General features: G+C 51.1%; 11 protein-coding genes. 9 read left to right on the top strand and 2 right to left on the bottom strand.

Annotated features, from left to right (window positions below):
- Positions 1 to 25 precede the first annotated feature (25 nt).
- Together AACZ40_RS11850 and hemA are read left to right on the top strand one after the other, a co-directional pair.
- Positions 26 to 934, top strand: a complete 909-nt coding sequence (locus AACZ40_RS11850) for a cytochrome c biogenesis protein CcsA (RefSeq protein WP_291178240.1) — start codon at positions 26 to 28, stop codon at positions 932 to 934.
- On the top strand, positions 931 to 2211 hold the full coding sequence (gene hemA, locus AACZ40_RS11845; RefSeq protein ID WP_291178243.1) for a glutamyl-tRNA reductase: 1281 nt from the start codon (positions 931 to 933) through the stop codon (positions 2209 to 2211). Before AACZ40_RS11850 ends, hemA begins: the two co-directional genes overlap by 4 nt.
- Here hemA and AACZ40_RS11840 read toward each other — a convergent pair.
- Positions 2191 to 2697, bottom strand: coding sequence for a hypothetical protein (locus AACZ40_RS11840; RefSeq protein ID WP_291178247.1), 507 nt, complete (start codon positions 2695 to 2697; stop codon positions 2191 to 2193). The genes hemA and AACZ40_RS11840 overlap by 21 nt on opposite strands.
- Before the next feature lie 347 nt (positions 2698 to 3044).
- Between AACZ40_RS11840 and AACZ40_RS11835 the strand changes: the two genes are divergently transcribed.
- A complete protein-coding gene (locus AACZ40_RS11835) occupies positions 3045 to 6107 on the top strand; it encodes a PVC-type heme-binding CxxCH protein (protein ID WP_291178250.1) in 3063 nt (1020 codons plus the stop codon).
- 22 nt (positions 6108 to 6129) lie between these two features.
- Here AACZ40_RS11835 and queA read toward each other — a convergent pair whose 3' ends face one another.
- Positions 6130 to 7185: a tRNA preQ1(34) S-adenosylmethionine ribosyltransferase-isomerase QueA gene (gene queA, locus AACZ40_RS11830; RefSeq protein ID WP_291178253.1), complete on the bottom strand. Its 1056-nt coding sequence runs from the start codon at positions 7183 to 7185 to the stop codon at positions 6130 to 6132.
- A 351-nt stretch (positions 7186 to 7536) separates the two neighbouring features.
- Between queA and AACZ40_RS11825 the strand changes: the two genes are divergently transcribed.
- The 6 genes from AACZ40_RS11825 to AACZ40_RS11800 form a co-directional block, all read left to right on the top strand.
- Complete coding sequence (locus AACZ40_RS11825; RefSeq protein WP_291178256.1) at positions 7537 to 8658, top strand: glycosyltransferase; 1122 nt, start codon at positions 7537 to 7539, stop codon at positions 8656 to 8658.
- A gap of 202 nt (positions 8659 to 8860) precedes the next feature.
- Positions 8861 to 9316: a division/cell wall cluster transcriptional repressor MraZ gene (gene mraZ, locus AACZ40_RS11820; RefSeq protein WP_291178259.1), complete on the top strand. Its 456-nt coding sequence runs from the start codon at positions 8861 to 8863 to the stop codon at positions 9314 to 9316.
- A 609-nt stretch (positions 9317 to 9925) separates the two neighbouring features.
- The gene (rsmH, locus tag AACZ40_RS11815; RefSeq protein WP_291178263.1) at positions 9926 to 10846 is read left to right on the top strand and encodes a 16S rRNA (cytosine(1402)-N(4))-methyltransferase RsmH; all 921 of its coding nucleotides are present in this window, start codon (positions 9926 to 9928) and stop codon (positions 10844 to 10846) included.
- A gap of 90 nt (positions 10847 to 10936) precedes the next feature.
- Positions 10937 to 12787: a LysM peptidoglycan-binding domain-containing protein gene (locus AACZ40_RS11810; RefSeq protein ID WP_291178266.1), complete on the top strand. Its 1851-nt coding sequence runs from the start codon at positions 10937 to 10939 to the stop codon at positions 12785 to 12787.
- 96 nt (positions 12788 to 12883) lie between these two features.
- On the top strand, positions 12884 to 13198 hold the full coding sequence (locus AACZ40_RS11805; protein WP_291178269.1) for a hypothetical protein: 315 nt from the start codon (positions 12884 to 12886) through the stop codon (positions 13196 to 13198).
- 71 nt (positions 13199 to 13269) lie between these two features.
- A partial coding sequence (locus AACZ40_RS11800) for a penicillin-binding protein 2 (RefSeq protein ID WP_339674511.1) occupies positions 13270 to 14640 on the top strand: 1371 nt, incomplete at its 3' end.

Below are 14640 nucleotides of genomic sequence, written 5' to 3'. Positions count from 1 at the left end.
CTCTCTACCAGACAAAGTACCAGACATGTTGTCGGAAGTGACCGTATTCTGTTTTATGGCCAGTTATCTGGTTGCCCTCGGATTAGAGGTGACCCGGTTTCTGCGGAAAAAAAACGGATTCCTGCGTCCCTTGATCTTCCTGTTTTCACTCGCCGGGCTGGTCGCCCAGACCGCTTACCTGCTGAATCGGGCCCGTACAACCCAGTTACCACCACTGCTCAGTTCCTCACACGACTGGCTGATTGTATTTTCCTGGGTGCTGGTGGCAATATTTCTGTTTATCAATCTGATCGATGAAGAACTTTCGATTGGACTGTTTCTGATTCCCCTGGTACTGGCGCTTGTGGTCTCTTCTTATTTTGTAGACGATGCAACCAACGCGCTGATGGAACCCTCAATCCGTTCCTGGGCCATGCTGCATGCTTCGCTGCTTGTACTGGGAGGTGTCGGCATTGTTCTCAGCTTTGTTTTGAGCCTGATGTATCTGATACAGCATCGCCGCTTGAAGCAGAAGCAGAATTTTTCGAGCGGGTTCAATCTGCCCAGCCTGGCAAAGCTCTCGCGCCTCAATCGCTGGGCGTTAATGATTTCTGCCCCTCTGATGACGGTCGGAATGGGAATCGGGATCGGGCTGGGAGTGTATGTCCGCAAGGGCGCGCATGCCATTTCATTTTTTGATCCCGTGATCATTGTGTATGAAGTGGTCTGGGTGGGAATGATGCTGAGTGTCATCTTCATTCTGCGGACGAAACAGCCCAATCAGAAACATATAGCGCAACTGACGATCTGGACCGGAGGCCTGATACTGCTGACGGTGATCGGGATTCAGATCCTTTCCAATGTCCGCATTCTGGATTTTGAATCGTGGCATTCACAGATCACCACGCCCGTCATTGAATTGCATGACTCGACTGCAGAAAGGATTCTGTCGTGAATCTGCAGGTCGTATATTGCAACCATCAGACAGCAGGGCTGGATATTCGAGAGAAGCTGGCGTTCTCTTCCAAAGAACAGTTGGACCAGGCGTACTCGGTTCTGAAGCAATCTTATCCCGATACTGAAATCGTGGTAATTTCGACCTGCAATCGCGTAGAACTTTATACCGCCACACAAGATTCAGAGATCGGGCCTACGCACCAGGATCTGGCCCGATTCTTTTCCGAATTTCACCAGGTGCCCGTCAGCGATTTCTTTGAGGACTTCCTGGAACGTACAGGGCCGGATGCCGTGCGCCATCTGTTTCAGGTGGCTTCCAGTCTGGACAGCATGGTGCTCGGCGAGCCGCAGATCGTCAATCAGGTCAAAGAGGCCTATCAGTGTGCGACAGACAATGCCTTTTGCGGGCCCCTGACACACGCACTGTTTCAACAGGCAATCCGGGTCTCTGCCCGTGTTCGCACCGAAACCCAGCTGGCAGAAGGCCGGGTCTCCATTGCGAGTGTCGCAGTCGGGACATTTGGCAAAGGGATTTTCGAGCGGTTTGATGATAAAACGGTTTTGATCATCGGTGCCGGCGAAATGGCAGAAGAGACGTTGACGTATCTGAAAGATGAAGGCGTGATCAAGATTGTGGTCGTGAATCGCAGTCTGGAAAATGCACAAAAACTGGCGGGCAGGTGGGGCGGGGAAGCCCGGCCTTTTGAAGACCTGGAAGAATGCCTGGTAGCTGCCGACGTCATTGTGAGTACCACGGGGGCTTCGCGACCGATTGTCGATATTCCCTGTTTTGAACGGGTCCTGGAGAAATCCGGAAACAAAACGTTTTTCATCCTGGATCTCGGGGCACCACGTGATTTTGAGCCGGGAGTCGGCCAGATCAGCGATAATATCTTTCTGTATGATATTGATGACCTGGAAGCAACCTGTGAGAAGAATCGCCGGTCACGCCAGAAAGAAGTCGAGAAAGCACTCGCGATCATCGACGAAGAAACCGATCGTTTCATGCACGGCGTATATCACCGGGCGACAGGGCCTATCATCAAGCAGCTCCGCGAGCAATGGCATGAGGTGCGCGAACAGGAAGTGGAAAAGCTGTTCAGCAAACTGTCGCATCTGGATGAAAAAGACCAGGAACTGATCAAGCGCTCGATCGAACAGATCGTCAATAAGCTGCTGCATCCACCCTTGGAAGTATTAAGGCAGGAAGCGCGGGAAGGGACACCCCATGGACTGCTGGATGCGCTCAAGCAGTTATTTCACATTCGCGACTGATTCTGCTGTGTTGCTGTTCTCGGAAGTCTGACGTGGCAGAGGGCCGTTTACGAGAATCGCCGCGATCAATGCCAGCAGAATGTTAACGCTGTTAATGTACTTGGAGGCCTGATGGTAATGGTGGAACTCCGCGGGCCGCGGGCTGCCAGCCGGAGTAATCATGGATTCCAGTGGCAGATAGATCCAGAAGTAATCGACCAGGCTGATGGCCAGGCTGAGCATGATCAGAGTGGTGATCAGATTTGTTTTTTTTCGGCTCCACAGGTTTTTTGTTCTCAGAAGCAGCGAACTCAGAAAAGAACCCGTTAAGAGTACCCAGGCGATCGTATAGTAAACGGGAAAGTGTAATGTAATCAGCTGGTCCCTGATTAAGGAATCAAAGGGCTGATAGGTGACATCCTGTACGCCATTGATTACAAAAATCACGGCTGCACCGACCCAGGCCGACAGACAGAAACGGATGATAACCAGACTTAAAGACTGCATAATTCACTATTGATTCAAAGGAGAGTATTTCCAGTCATGATCGCTTTCTGCTTTCTCAAAAGCATCAACTCAGGGTAATCGATTTCAGAGGGGAGTGAAAAGCCAGTTTCGTTCCGAAGTGCATGAATCCCCAAAATAGCGGGCAGTGATACCGAAAAAAGGGGAGAGTCTCGCTGCAGGGATGCAATAGGTCTCGCTAAACGTTAATATTGTTTATAAATTCTCAAAAAGCAGGTTCAAGTAAGATAGAGAGTCGTCAAGCTGTCGGTTACGATAGATTCGATGTAAAGTCATTCTTTAGTGTGAATCAAACCAGAAATCAATCTGAATTGTTACGGTGATCTAACATGAAATCAGCTACTTTTCGTGCGTCTAAACAACCCGCCGGTGATGGAAATCAGTCGATTCCGCGATTACCCCGTCTCGCTTTCCGCTGGGGCTCGCTCCTGCTGGTGGCCGCGGTCTGTCTGAAGTTCTCTTTCGCTGCCGAAACGGAAAAAACGGAAGTGCCCAAATCTCCGTTATCTCCCGAAGAAAGTTTGCAGCAGACGGTAGTGCATCCTGATTTTGAAATGCAGGTGGTGGCTGCGGAACCGAATGTCATTAACCCGGTCGCTGTCGCCTTTGATGAATCAGGCGTGCTGTGGGCAGTGGAAATGACTGACTATCCCCACGGCCCCAAACCGGGTGAAGATCCCAAAAGCCGGATCAAATTATTACGGGATAAAGACCAGGATGGCTTTTATGAAACCGCCACCGTCTTTGCCGACAAGCTGCTGTTTGCGACCGGCGTGCAACCCTGGAAGGGGGGGCTGATTGTGACACTGGCCGGTAAAGTGCAGTACATGAAAGACACCGATGGTGATGACAAAGCAGATCTCGTTGAGACCTGGTTCACCGGCTTCAAAGAAGAGAACTCTCAACTGCGGGCCAATCATCCGACCCTGGGCCTGGACAACCATATTTATATCGCGAACGGTTTGCGGGGCGGTTCGGTCATCGCCACCCATCCCGAATGGAAAAAGCAGGCGGAACAGGTTCCCATTAACGGCCTGGATTTTCGCTTTCATCCGCTCACGGGAGAATATGAATCGATTTCCGGAATCGGTCAGTTTGGTTTGACCTTTGATGATTACGGGAACCGATTTGTCTGTTCCAATCGAAATCCCAATAAACACATCGTGCTGGAAAATCGTTACCTCAAGCGGAATCCTTACCTGGCGGTGAAGTCGGTTTATCATGATGTCTCACCCGATGGCGAAGATTCCCGCGTGTATGCGATCAGCCGCACCTGGACGACTTCCACACTGCACGCCGGTCAGTTTACCGCCGCCTGTGGTGTGACCATCTATCGCGGCGGAATGTTCCCCCAGTCATTTTACGGCAACAGCTTCACCTGCGAGCCGACAGCGAATCTGGTGCACCGGGATGTGCTGACACCCATGGGAGCCACCTACGATTCCCAATACGGGCGCGACCAGGTAGAGTTCATCGCCAGCCGCGATGAATGGTTCCGACCTGTGAACCTGGCGAATGGCCCTGATGGCGCATTGTACCTGTGTGATATGTATCGCGCCGTGATCGAACATCCGCAGTTCATGCCCGCCGAATTAAAAGAACGCTCCGATCTGAATGATGGAATTGATCGTGGCCGGATCTATCGCATTGTTCCTAAAGGGACAAAGATTGACAAAAGTGTCTATACTTCTCTGAAGGATGCGACGCCGGAGCAGCTGGTTGCCGCATTGTCATCTGAAAATGCCTGGCAACGCGAGACGGCTTCCCGTTTGATTTTCGAACGACAGGATGCCTCGATCCAACCACAGCTGGAGCAACTGGTTTCCAGCGGTAAAACAGAACAGTCACGCATCCAGGCCTTGTGGGCGCTGGAAGGGCTGGGGAAACTCAGTGATGCCTTGATTGAAAAGGCATTGAAAGATCAGTCTCAGCGTGTGGTGGCACAAGCAGTCAAATTGAGCGAACCCCGGTTGTCGCAGAATGACAAACTGAAAACGGAAGTGCTCTCACTGGTGAAGTCAGCAGATGCGCCGCTGCGATTTCAACTGGCCATCAGTCTGGGGGAAGCGAAAGACGGACCGTCCGCGGTAGACCAGCTGGCAAGCCTGATGTTAGACGGATCGAGTGATTCGTTTACGCGGGCGGCTGTGCTGTCTTCTGCTCCCGAACAGACAGTGGAAATATTCAAATCCTTTTTGAAGCAGTTACAGGCCCGTGATACGAAACAGGCATCTCAGTCCGGCATTACTGATGCCGTGAATGAAATGACCGCCGTGATCGGTCCCCGGTTGAAACCTGAAGAAATTCAGGAAACGCTGTCTTTGATCGCCGGTCTCGATTCAGAGGCACTTCTGCCATTGCAGATTGCCGGTTTTGAAGGACTGGGTAACAGTCTCAGGCGGCGGGGAAAGTCGATTGCGGAATATCAGGCCAAACTGCCTGATACCGATCAGCAGAAGCTGAAGACGTTCTATCAGAAAATTGTGGATACCGCCGCCAATCCCAAATCTCCCACAGAGCAGCGTTTGAATGCCATCAGCATTTTGCAGTTCGTCGGATTTGATACCAGTGGTGAAACACTGATCTCCCTGATCCAGGGGAGGAATTCGCAAGCTGTGAAAATTGCAGCCATGTCGGCGATCAGCCCTTATTCAGATCCACGGATCGGTGAAATTCTCATGGATGGTTTTGCCACACAGACTCCAGGCATGCGACGCGCCATTCTGGATGCGATGCTGTCGAATCAGGATCGCACTAACCTGTTGCTGGATGCGATTGAAAAAGACCAGATCAAAATCTCAGAACTGGGTCCCTCCCGTTCCAGCAGTCTGCAGCGACATCGGAATCCCGAAATCAAAAAACGGGCTGCCGCTCTGTTTGCTGCTGCGATTCCTGCAGATCGCCAGAAAGTTTTAGCCGACTATCAGAAGTCGCTGAAATTGAAAGCCGATCCTCTGCAGGGCAAACTGGTGTTTGCGAAGAACTGTGTCACCTGTCACAAGATTGGTGAAATGGGAATCAACGTGGCACCTGATATCGGGGACTCCCGCACCAAAACTCCGGAGTATCTGCTGACGAATATCCTGGACCCCAACCGTGCCATCGATGCGAATTTCTTCAGCTACACGATCATCACGATCGATGGTGTCGTTCACACCGGGATCATTTCTTCTGACAGCGGTGCCTCGATTACGCTGACTCAACCGGAAGGAAAGACGATTACGGTTCTGAAGGATGAGATCGAAGAGATGAAATCGAACGGCGTATCACTGATGCCCGTTGGTCTGGAGAAGACAATTGATCCCCAACAGATGGCCGATTTGATCTCCTTCATTAAAAACTGGCGTTATCTGAGTGGGCAGGTTCCCAAAGAAATCGCCAAACCTCAGTAAAACGGCTCCGGTAATACTGAAGTTATAAAATCAGCATGGCATCCCCGTAGCTGTAGAAGCGGTATTCTGCTTCTACAGCTTTTTTGTAGGCTTCGCGGATGAATTCTGATCCGGCAAAGGCACTGACCAGCACCAGCAATGTCGACTTGGGCAGATGAAAGTTCGTCAGCAGGCAATCAACAGCCTGAAACCGGTAGGGGGGGTAAATGAAAATATCCGTCTCTCCCTGCCAGGCTTTAAGTGGCCCCTGTTGTGCGACCGATTCCAAAGTGCGCACGCTGGTAGTACCGACACAGACAATTCGCCCCCCTTGTGCTCTTGTCTGATTCAGCAGTTCTGCCGAGGAGGCAGGCAGTTCACACCATTCCGAATGCATCTGGTGCGCTTCGAGCGTGTCGACCGAGATGGGTTTGAATGTGCCAATGCCGACATGCAGCGTCACATTGGCAATCCGGGTTCCCGCTCGGGTACAGCGCTCCAGCAGTTCCGGAGTGAAATGTAATCCCGCGGTCGGGGCAGCGACCGCTCCCGGTTGAGCCGCATATACAGTCTGATAACGTTCCCAGTCCTCCTCAGTGGCAAGGTCACGTTTCATATAGGGGGGGAGCGGCATAGTGCCAAAATGGGCAAGCAGACTGTGGTGATCTTCGTCGGACCGCACCAGGGCAGTCCAGTAACCTTCCGCATCTTTCGACATTAATTTCAGAGTCACATGCTTCTCAAGTGATCTTTGATGCGCGGGACGTAATACAATGATTTCTCCCGGATTCAGTTTTCCCCGGGTTTTGCTCATCAGTTTCCATTCTCCCAGGGCATTTGAGCCCAGGTAGAGGCCTTCCCATTTCCCTCCCGTTGACTGTCGCGTGCCGAATAATCTGGCTGACAGCACACGGGTATCATTCAGTACCAGGCAGTCGTCTGGATTTAAATATAAAGGCAGATCCGAAATAGAGCCGTGCGTTATGGACTGGGACTTGCGGTCGAGGATGAGCAGACGCGACTGACCCCGCTGTTGTGTCGGCTCAGTCGCGATCAATCCGGGAGGGAGTTCGTAATCAAAAGCGTTTAAATCGGTCATTCCGCAATGTTCCAGCTTGATCTCAGGTTGTGATGCGCTTTTCCAGAAGCTGATGGAAGGGGTGCTTCTGTCAGCATGAACAGGGACAGTCGATCGTTTTGTCGGGTTGACTGTCGAAAATGATGGGTTTTAACGGAGATTTTGAATTTCTCCGCACTCAATGATTACTAATTCCGAATCTAAGCTTGTCGAGTATTGCTGTCTGAGAACAATAGACATTAAGTAAACAGGACATCGCGTCTCAACTCTCCTGCTCAGAAGAGGGGATATCATACTGATATCGAGACGGTTGTGAAACGGGATGCCTCCCGCATTCTGCTAAAATCGGTTATGTGTTCTAAGGGATCATATTTGGCTGAACCAACCAGACCCATTCCCATCGCGTTTTGCATTACCGGCCTGCAGCCCGGCGGCGCAGAACGTGCGCTGGTTCAGATCGTGACACGGCTGAATCGAGATCGCTGGGCGCCGGTGGTGTATTCGCTGACCGGGACTGGTCCCCTGGTGGACAGCCTGAAAGCTGCCGGGATTCCGACAGAAATCCTGGAGGTTCGCTCTACCTGGGATGTGCGCATTATCTGGAAACTGGCGCACAAGCTGAAAATGCAAAAGCCGTTGTTGCTGCAGACGTTTCTATTTCATGCGAATCTGGCTGGCCGACTGGCCGGGAAGCTGGCGGGGATTCCCCACATTGTCTCCGGAATTCGCGTTTCGGAAAAACGAAAAAATGGGCACCTGCTGCTGGATCGGCTTACCAGTCGACTGGTAGAGCTGAATGTCTGTGTCAGCCAGTCGGTCGCTGATTTCTCGATCCAACAGGGAAAGTTGCCCGCCTCTAAAGTCGTCGTCATTCCCAATGGCGTTGATTTTGAACTGTTTGATTCTGCTGAACCTCTGGATTTAAGTCCCTGGGGAATCCCCACAGATGCGAAAGTAGTGCTGTTTGTGGGACGGCTGGATCCCCAGAAGGCACCTCACGATCTGCTCACTGCGTTTGAACACTTCGCGCGGCAGGCGACTGATTTCCATCTGCTGTTTGTCGGAGAGGGCCCCTTGAAAGCGGAGCTACTGCAGAGAGCAGCTGCTCTCTCCTGTGTGGAGCGAATTCACTTTTCAGGCTGGCACGCCCAGATACCTCAATTGATGAAGGCTGCGACCTGTCTTGTCCTGCCTTCTTTATGGGAAGGCATGCCGAATGTGGTCCTGGAAGCGATGGCGTCCGGTTTACCGGTCATTTCAACCCGGGTCGATGGTGTTTGCGAGTTGATTCGAGATGCGGAGCAGGGGACTCTGGTGGCGACAGGACAGCCTGCCGAAATTCAGCAGGCACTGAATAATCTGGATACCCAGACTGCCAGGTTTATCGAAATGGCTGAATCTGCGCAAGCTCTTGTAAAGAATGAGTTTACATGGGCATCCATCGCTGACAGATATGACCGGATGTATGCGAATCTGCTGACACGGGAAGACTGAATCGGGGCCCGATTCTGCTCGCGGTTTCCCCTTCCCGCAACAAAATTTAAAAATCAGCAAAGTCACAATTCCTGATCTGATAAGTATCTAGGTCGATTCAAGTTGGCCGAATTCTAACCCGGCTTTCAATCATGCTTGACGATTCCGATTTGGGTGGTAAATTCATCACTCTGTGGTGAATGGTGGTGATAAGTGGGGATCAATGGCGTTAACGGGAACATTCAATAAGATTCTGGATGGTAAACGTCGATTGGCGATTCCAAAACGTCTCAAGGAAGAGCTCGTGGAGGAAGAGAATTCCCAGATTTACATCGCTCCAGGCACCGCGTCCGTATTGTTGGTTTACTCAGAAAAGGGATTTGAACAGCAGGCACAACGATTAGCGGACTTTTCCAGAAATGGTCCAGAAGCTGCCCAGTATCTGCGTCTGTATTATGCCAGAGCAGAGAAAGTGGAAGTTGACTCTCAGGGACGAGTCTGTATTCCTGAGCGTCTGGCAGAACTGGCCAGTCTGGAGCCAAAGCAGGAAGTGGTTTTGATTGGCGTTCAGAACCATGCGGAAATCTGGAGTGCAGAACGATGGAATACCTATCTTAATGATCATGGACCAAATTTTGATGAAATGGCCACTCAGGCCTTTGGTCAAATGCCCTGGTAGTCTTTGAGGGAATGTGGAACATTTCAGCAAACATGAGCAGGTGGTTTACACAAATCGAAACGCAGTATTGTTCAAGGAGGACAAATCGGGACTCTTCCGCTGGCTACCGGGCTTTGCGGATTGAAGGTGAAATGGATGTCACCTGTGTGTGCTCATGACATTGGGTTGGGCCACCGGTCGTTCGTCTCCGAGGACAGGTAGAATGGATGCTGCTTGAGACGGATGGCTTCAGGGTTCCCTCCTTGAACCGCAGAAATCAGTGCTGAAACAGAGTCGAGATGCATCCTCTGTTGCCCGGCTCCTGATCGGCTTGTGCTTTCAATCGGTTTCAAATCAGTTACTTAGGGTGATTGGAAATCGTATCTCAAAAATCTTTAACTGATCTTGCCAAAAAAACAGGATTTTTCTAAACTTCCTGCGCTTGAGGATCGGACTTGTTCTAAATTCCGCAACTCAGGTCCATAATCTCTCTGAGTTTCACTTCTCATGTTGCTACCCCTCCCGAAAAAATCAATTCGTATTTCTGCTGATTTGTGATGGAATCATTCTGTCGAAGTCAGTCAACCAGTCTATTGTTCAATTCATTTATTTAGAATCGTTTTCAGTTGAATGTCAGGTAAGCCCGGTGATCAGAAAAGGCCTGTCCATTTACCGGTCCTGTTGCGTGAAGTGATAACACAACTGGATCTGTCTCCAGGACTGATTGTCGTTGATGGCACAGTCGGGGCAGGTGGTCATAGTGAGCTTATACTGCAAAAAATTAATACTGAGGGGACCTTAATTGGTCTGGATCGCGATGCCATGATGCTGGGTTTTGCCACGCAAAAATTAAAACCAGAGTCTCTGTCCGCAGGTCGATGTTACCTGCGACAGAGCAGTTACGCAGAGTTGCCGGCCGTGCTGGAAGAGTTAGAGATTTCAGCCGTCGATCGCGTACTGCTGGACCTGGGATTGTCTTCCGATCAGCTGGGAGACGAGGAACGGGGATTCGGTTTTGAATCAGCGGGAGAACTGGACCTGCGTTTTGATACAGGGAGCGGTGTTCCTGCCTGGCAGTTACTGGAAAACCTGTCGGAATCGGAGCTGTGTGAGATTCTGGAAGTTTATGGTGAAGAACGTTTCAGCCAGAGAATTGCCAGTCAGATTGTGAAACAGCGGAAATCGAATCCTGTCCGAACTGCTGCCGGGCTGATCCAGGCAGTGCAGCAGGCGATTCCCGGCAAAGCACTGGCGGCGGCGAGAAAAAATCCGGCAACACGCGTATTTCAGGCATTACGGATCGCGGCAAATCAGGAACTGGAGCAACTGGAAACAATGCTGGAATCTGTCTTGCCACAGGTACTCAGGCCCGGGGGGAGAGCTGCGATTATCAGCTTTCATTCTCTGGAAGACCGCATGGTCAAACAGGCATTTAAAAACCAGAAGATCTGGAAGAACCTGACTGCCAAACCCATTGTGGCAACTCAGGCGGAACAAAGAGTCAATCCACGCTGTCGCACTGCCAAGCTGCGCGTGGCTGTGAAAACATAAAATTGAATATTGGAAATAACAGGGAGACAGACAGTTTTCTGTTTGTCTGAATTCGACTTATTTCGTTTAAACGGGAAATGGTTTAGAGCCATGACTGAAGAAAAAAAAGCAGAACAGACCACTGAAGAAGACTGGGGAATTGAAAAGCCCAAGTCCGGAATCGCCATTGAAACCAAAGTAGGACTCTGTCTGATCTGTATCCTGCTCAGCGCCTTTGGTCTGGTTGTCTATCAGAAAATTAATCATCCGCAGGAGGCTGTTGCCATTAACGGCCCCGAAGAGGGCGCGCAGGAACAGGAGCCTTCTGATAAAGTCGATCCTTTTGCAGCGGGTAACAAAGAATCAGAGACATCAGATCAGTTAGCCGATCAGTCCCATGATTTTAATCCGCCGGCTGAGAATACCGGCTTTTCGACGCCGGCTGAGCAGTCGGCTCAGGATAATCCATTCGCTTCAGAACAGTCTGCTTCAGCGGGCACAAATCAGTTTGATCAGAATGCCTTCGGTTCACAGAGTGAGCCAGCCCAGCCGGTTGAAATCGCAGCGAAACAGACAGATTCCGGGTTTCAACAGTTCGATCCACCACCACAGCCTGCGAACGAGTTTTCTAATCCCTCCTCGAACGAATTTCAGGGCGGCATGCAGAATCAGCCAGAACCAGCCGCATTTGATAAGGCACAACCGGACCCCTTCGGCGGGAGTGACCAGTTTGCCCAGCAACCAGCGACAGCATCTCAAAACAGCCAGTTTGGTAATGAAGCAGCGTCCGGGTTTTCGCAACCGGCTGCCAGTGGTGAGTCCGGACTGATGGAACAGCCTGCAGCAAATGAATTTGCACCTGCAGCAGAAGCGGCAACGGAAACAGTACAGGTTGAGGAAGATCCATTTGGTGCCGCGCCACAGCAGGGACAGTCGATGCAGCCTCAGCAGCCTGCTGCCAGCGGGTTTGATGATTTCGGCCTGGCGGAAGAGAAAAATAGCGCTCCCGTGGCTGAGAAGAAAGCCAAAGTAAATATTACGGAAATCTCAAGTTCGAAAGGTCTCGACGAATTTAGTGATTCCGGTTTCGCTCAGGAGCAGCCTCCGGCTCCCGCTGCAGATATCGAGAATTCCTTTGATTCAGGCGGTTCAGCCATGTCGAACCAGGAGTTTGAACAGCCCTCCGCTTCAGAATTCAGCGAAACAGAGGTTGCTCAGACTGAAGAGCGATTTGGTGATTTCCGGGCGGAAGAGTTTTCAGCACAGCAGGCAGAAAGCGTGACCACGGTGAAACGTCCTGCCGCAGCCATAGATTCAAGTACTTTCCGTGAGTCTGAAATGACCGCGGAAAATCAGACAGAGGCGCGGGGGCTGTTTGATGGCCCGGCTCCTGTCAGCGAGGTTTCCACCCAGGAGTTTGGATCGCTTCAGGAAGAATCATTCAGTCAGCAGCCTGCAAAAGCGCTTGGTGGAGAATATGTGGTTCAGAATGGTGAGAATTTCTGGACGATTTCCAAAAAGCTGTATGGGACCGGTCGCTATTTTCAGCTGCTGGCACAGATCAATAAAAGCCGCGTGAGTGATCCCCGTAAAATGAAACCCGGTTTGAAATTGATTGCCCCCGATCAGGCGGCGATTGAAGCACGGTACCAGGCCAGCCATAAAATCACTCAGACCACCGTCAGTGAGTTTGCCGGGAGTACCGAAGTCCGCAAGACGGGTAAACCAGCCGGGTTTTTTATCAGTTCTGACGGTCGACCCATGTACCGTGTGGGAAGCAGTGATACGTTGACTGATATCTCTCAGAAGCACCTGGGACGATCTTCCCGCTGGTATCAGATTTATCAGATTAACCGACAGAGACTGCAAAACCCGAACAAGCTTCAAATTGGAACAGAATTGCAGCTGCCTTATGATGCCAGCCGAGTCAGTCTCGTTCCTGGAAACTCATCCAGCCGATAGTGAATACAGGCGCAATGGTACGTCATGTTTCATTATTTATATAACTGGCGGCGAACTTTCCGATAGCGTTCTCGCTGGTAGGGGAAGGTGCCTGGGATGTTATTCCGTTTCAGTAGTGCAATCTTACTGGCGGTTGCTGTCTCTCTGATTGGAATTGCACTGGAAAAAGAGAGCCTGAAGCTGAAACGACTGGTCAGTCGGCAGCATTATCAGCTGGATGTTCTGGTGAATACGCATGCCAAGATGAAGCTGGCAACACAACGCGCGGGTTCTCCACGTCAGGTATTAAATTCGATCGAACGCGGGGAACTGGATGTCGAATCGAATCAGCAGCCTGCTTTAAGCAATCGACGTGAAATGCCTTTACTGCAATGGCATTTAACTCCACAGAAGAAGCAGGCGGAAAAATAGGTCCGGCTGCGGAATGCTGTGGTCTGACAGGCAGAGATCAGCGGTGACCAGAGCTGCAGGAGAAGCACTTCTTGAATTTCGTACCATCGAATCTGCGAAACAGCGGGCGCACCTGGTGCCTGGTTCTGATAGTCGTGCTGGCCTGGCTTGTCATCTCCTGTCGTCTGGTCTATCTGCAATATATTGGACATCGTCAGTTTGCCCGGGTTGTGGCTCGACAACAGGTGTATAAAGAAAAAATTCCCGCGCGACCGGGGGATATTCTTGACCGGAACGGTCGACTCCTGGCAACCACGATTGTCAGTAACAGTCTGTATGTGGTGCCCCAGCGGCTGAAAAATGAGCAGAATGTCGCTCGGATCTGTGACATACTGCAACTCGATCAGACTGACTTTCTCAAAGGATTAGCAGCAAACCGGGACAAACTGTTCCTGTGGGTGAAACGCCGCCTTTCTGATCAGGAGCTGGCAGCGATCAGGGTTTTGGATCTCTCGGATGATGTCTGGGGATTTCGTCAGGAATATCGCAGGCAGTATCCCCAGGGCGCTTTGGCCGCCCACGCTCTGGGATTGCGGGATATTGACGGGAAAGGTCAGGGAGGGCTGGAAGAGGCTTTCGACCATCTGATCTGTGGCGAGGATGGATATCGCTTTCTGATTCGAGATGCCCATGGACGGGTGATTGAGGTCCGCAATGATTCACGCGTGGCAGCCAGAAACGGCGAAACGCTGGTTGTGACTCTGGATTCCATCATTCAGCTCTATACCGAACGCCAGCTGCAGTCGATTGTGGAAGAGTGGAAGCCCAAAAGCGCCTGTGCGATTGTGATGGATGTCAAAACGTGTGAGGTCCTGGCGATGGCATCAGTTCCGACGTTCGATTTGAATCATCCCGCAGGAATTAATGAGTCCGCCTGGAAAAATACAGCGATCGCTTCGATTTATGAACCTGGCTCCACACTGAAGCCGTTTATTGTCGCAGCGGCGCTCGAAAAAGGCTTGATTCATACTGAAGAAGAATTTGATTGTGAACAGGGCGAGTACCGCATGGGCAAGCGGCTGTTACACGATCACCACAGTTACGGGATCTTGAATGTAACCGATGTACTTGTGAAGTCGAGCAACATCGGTATGGCAAAAATCGGAGAGAAACTGACCAATCCGGGGCTGTACGAAGCAGTCACCGCATTCGGGTTTGGGCAGAAAACAGGCATTCAGCTGCCTGGTGAACTGTCAGGGATAGTCAGGCCATTAAAAGACTGGAATATCTATTCCACCGGTTCGATCCCAATGGGGCAGGAGATCGCCGTCACACCCGTGCAACTGATTACCGGACATGTTGCTCTGGCAAATCAGGGGAAATTGTTGAATCCCCGTCTGATCCGAGATCAGATCGATCATAATTATTTCCCCCGTTCTGAAGAAGAACCGGCCCAGGTCCGC

The sequence above is a fragment of the uncultured Gimesia sp. genome, assembly GCF_963972345.1.
GTDB lineage: Bacteria > Planctomycetota > Planctomycetia > Planctomycetales > Planctomycetaceae > Gimesia.
Note: the sequence above shows the minus strand (reverse complement) of the source record. Positions and strands in the feature narration are given on the sequence as shown.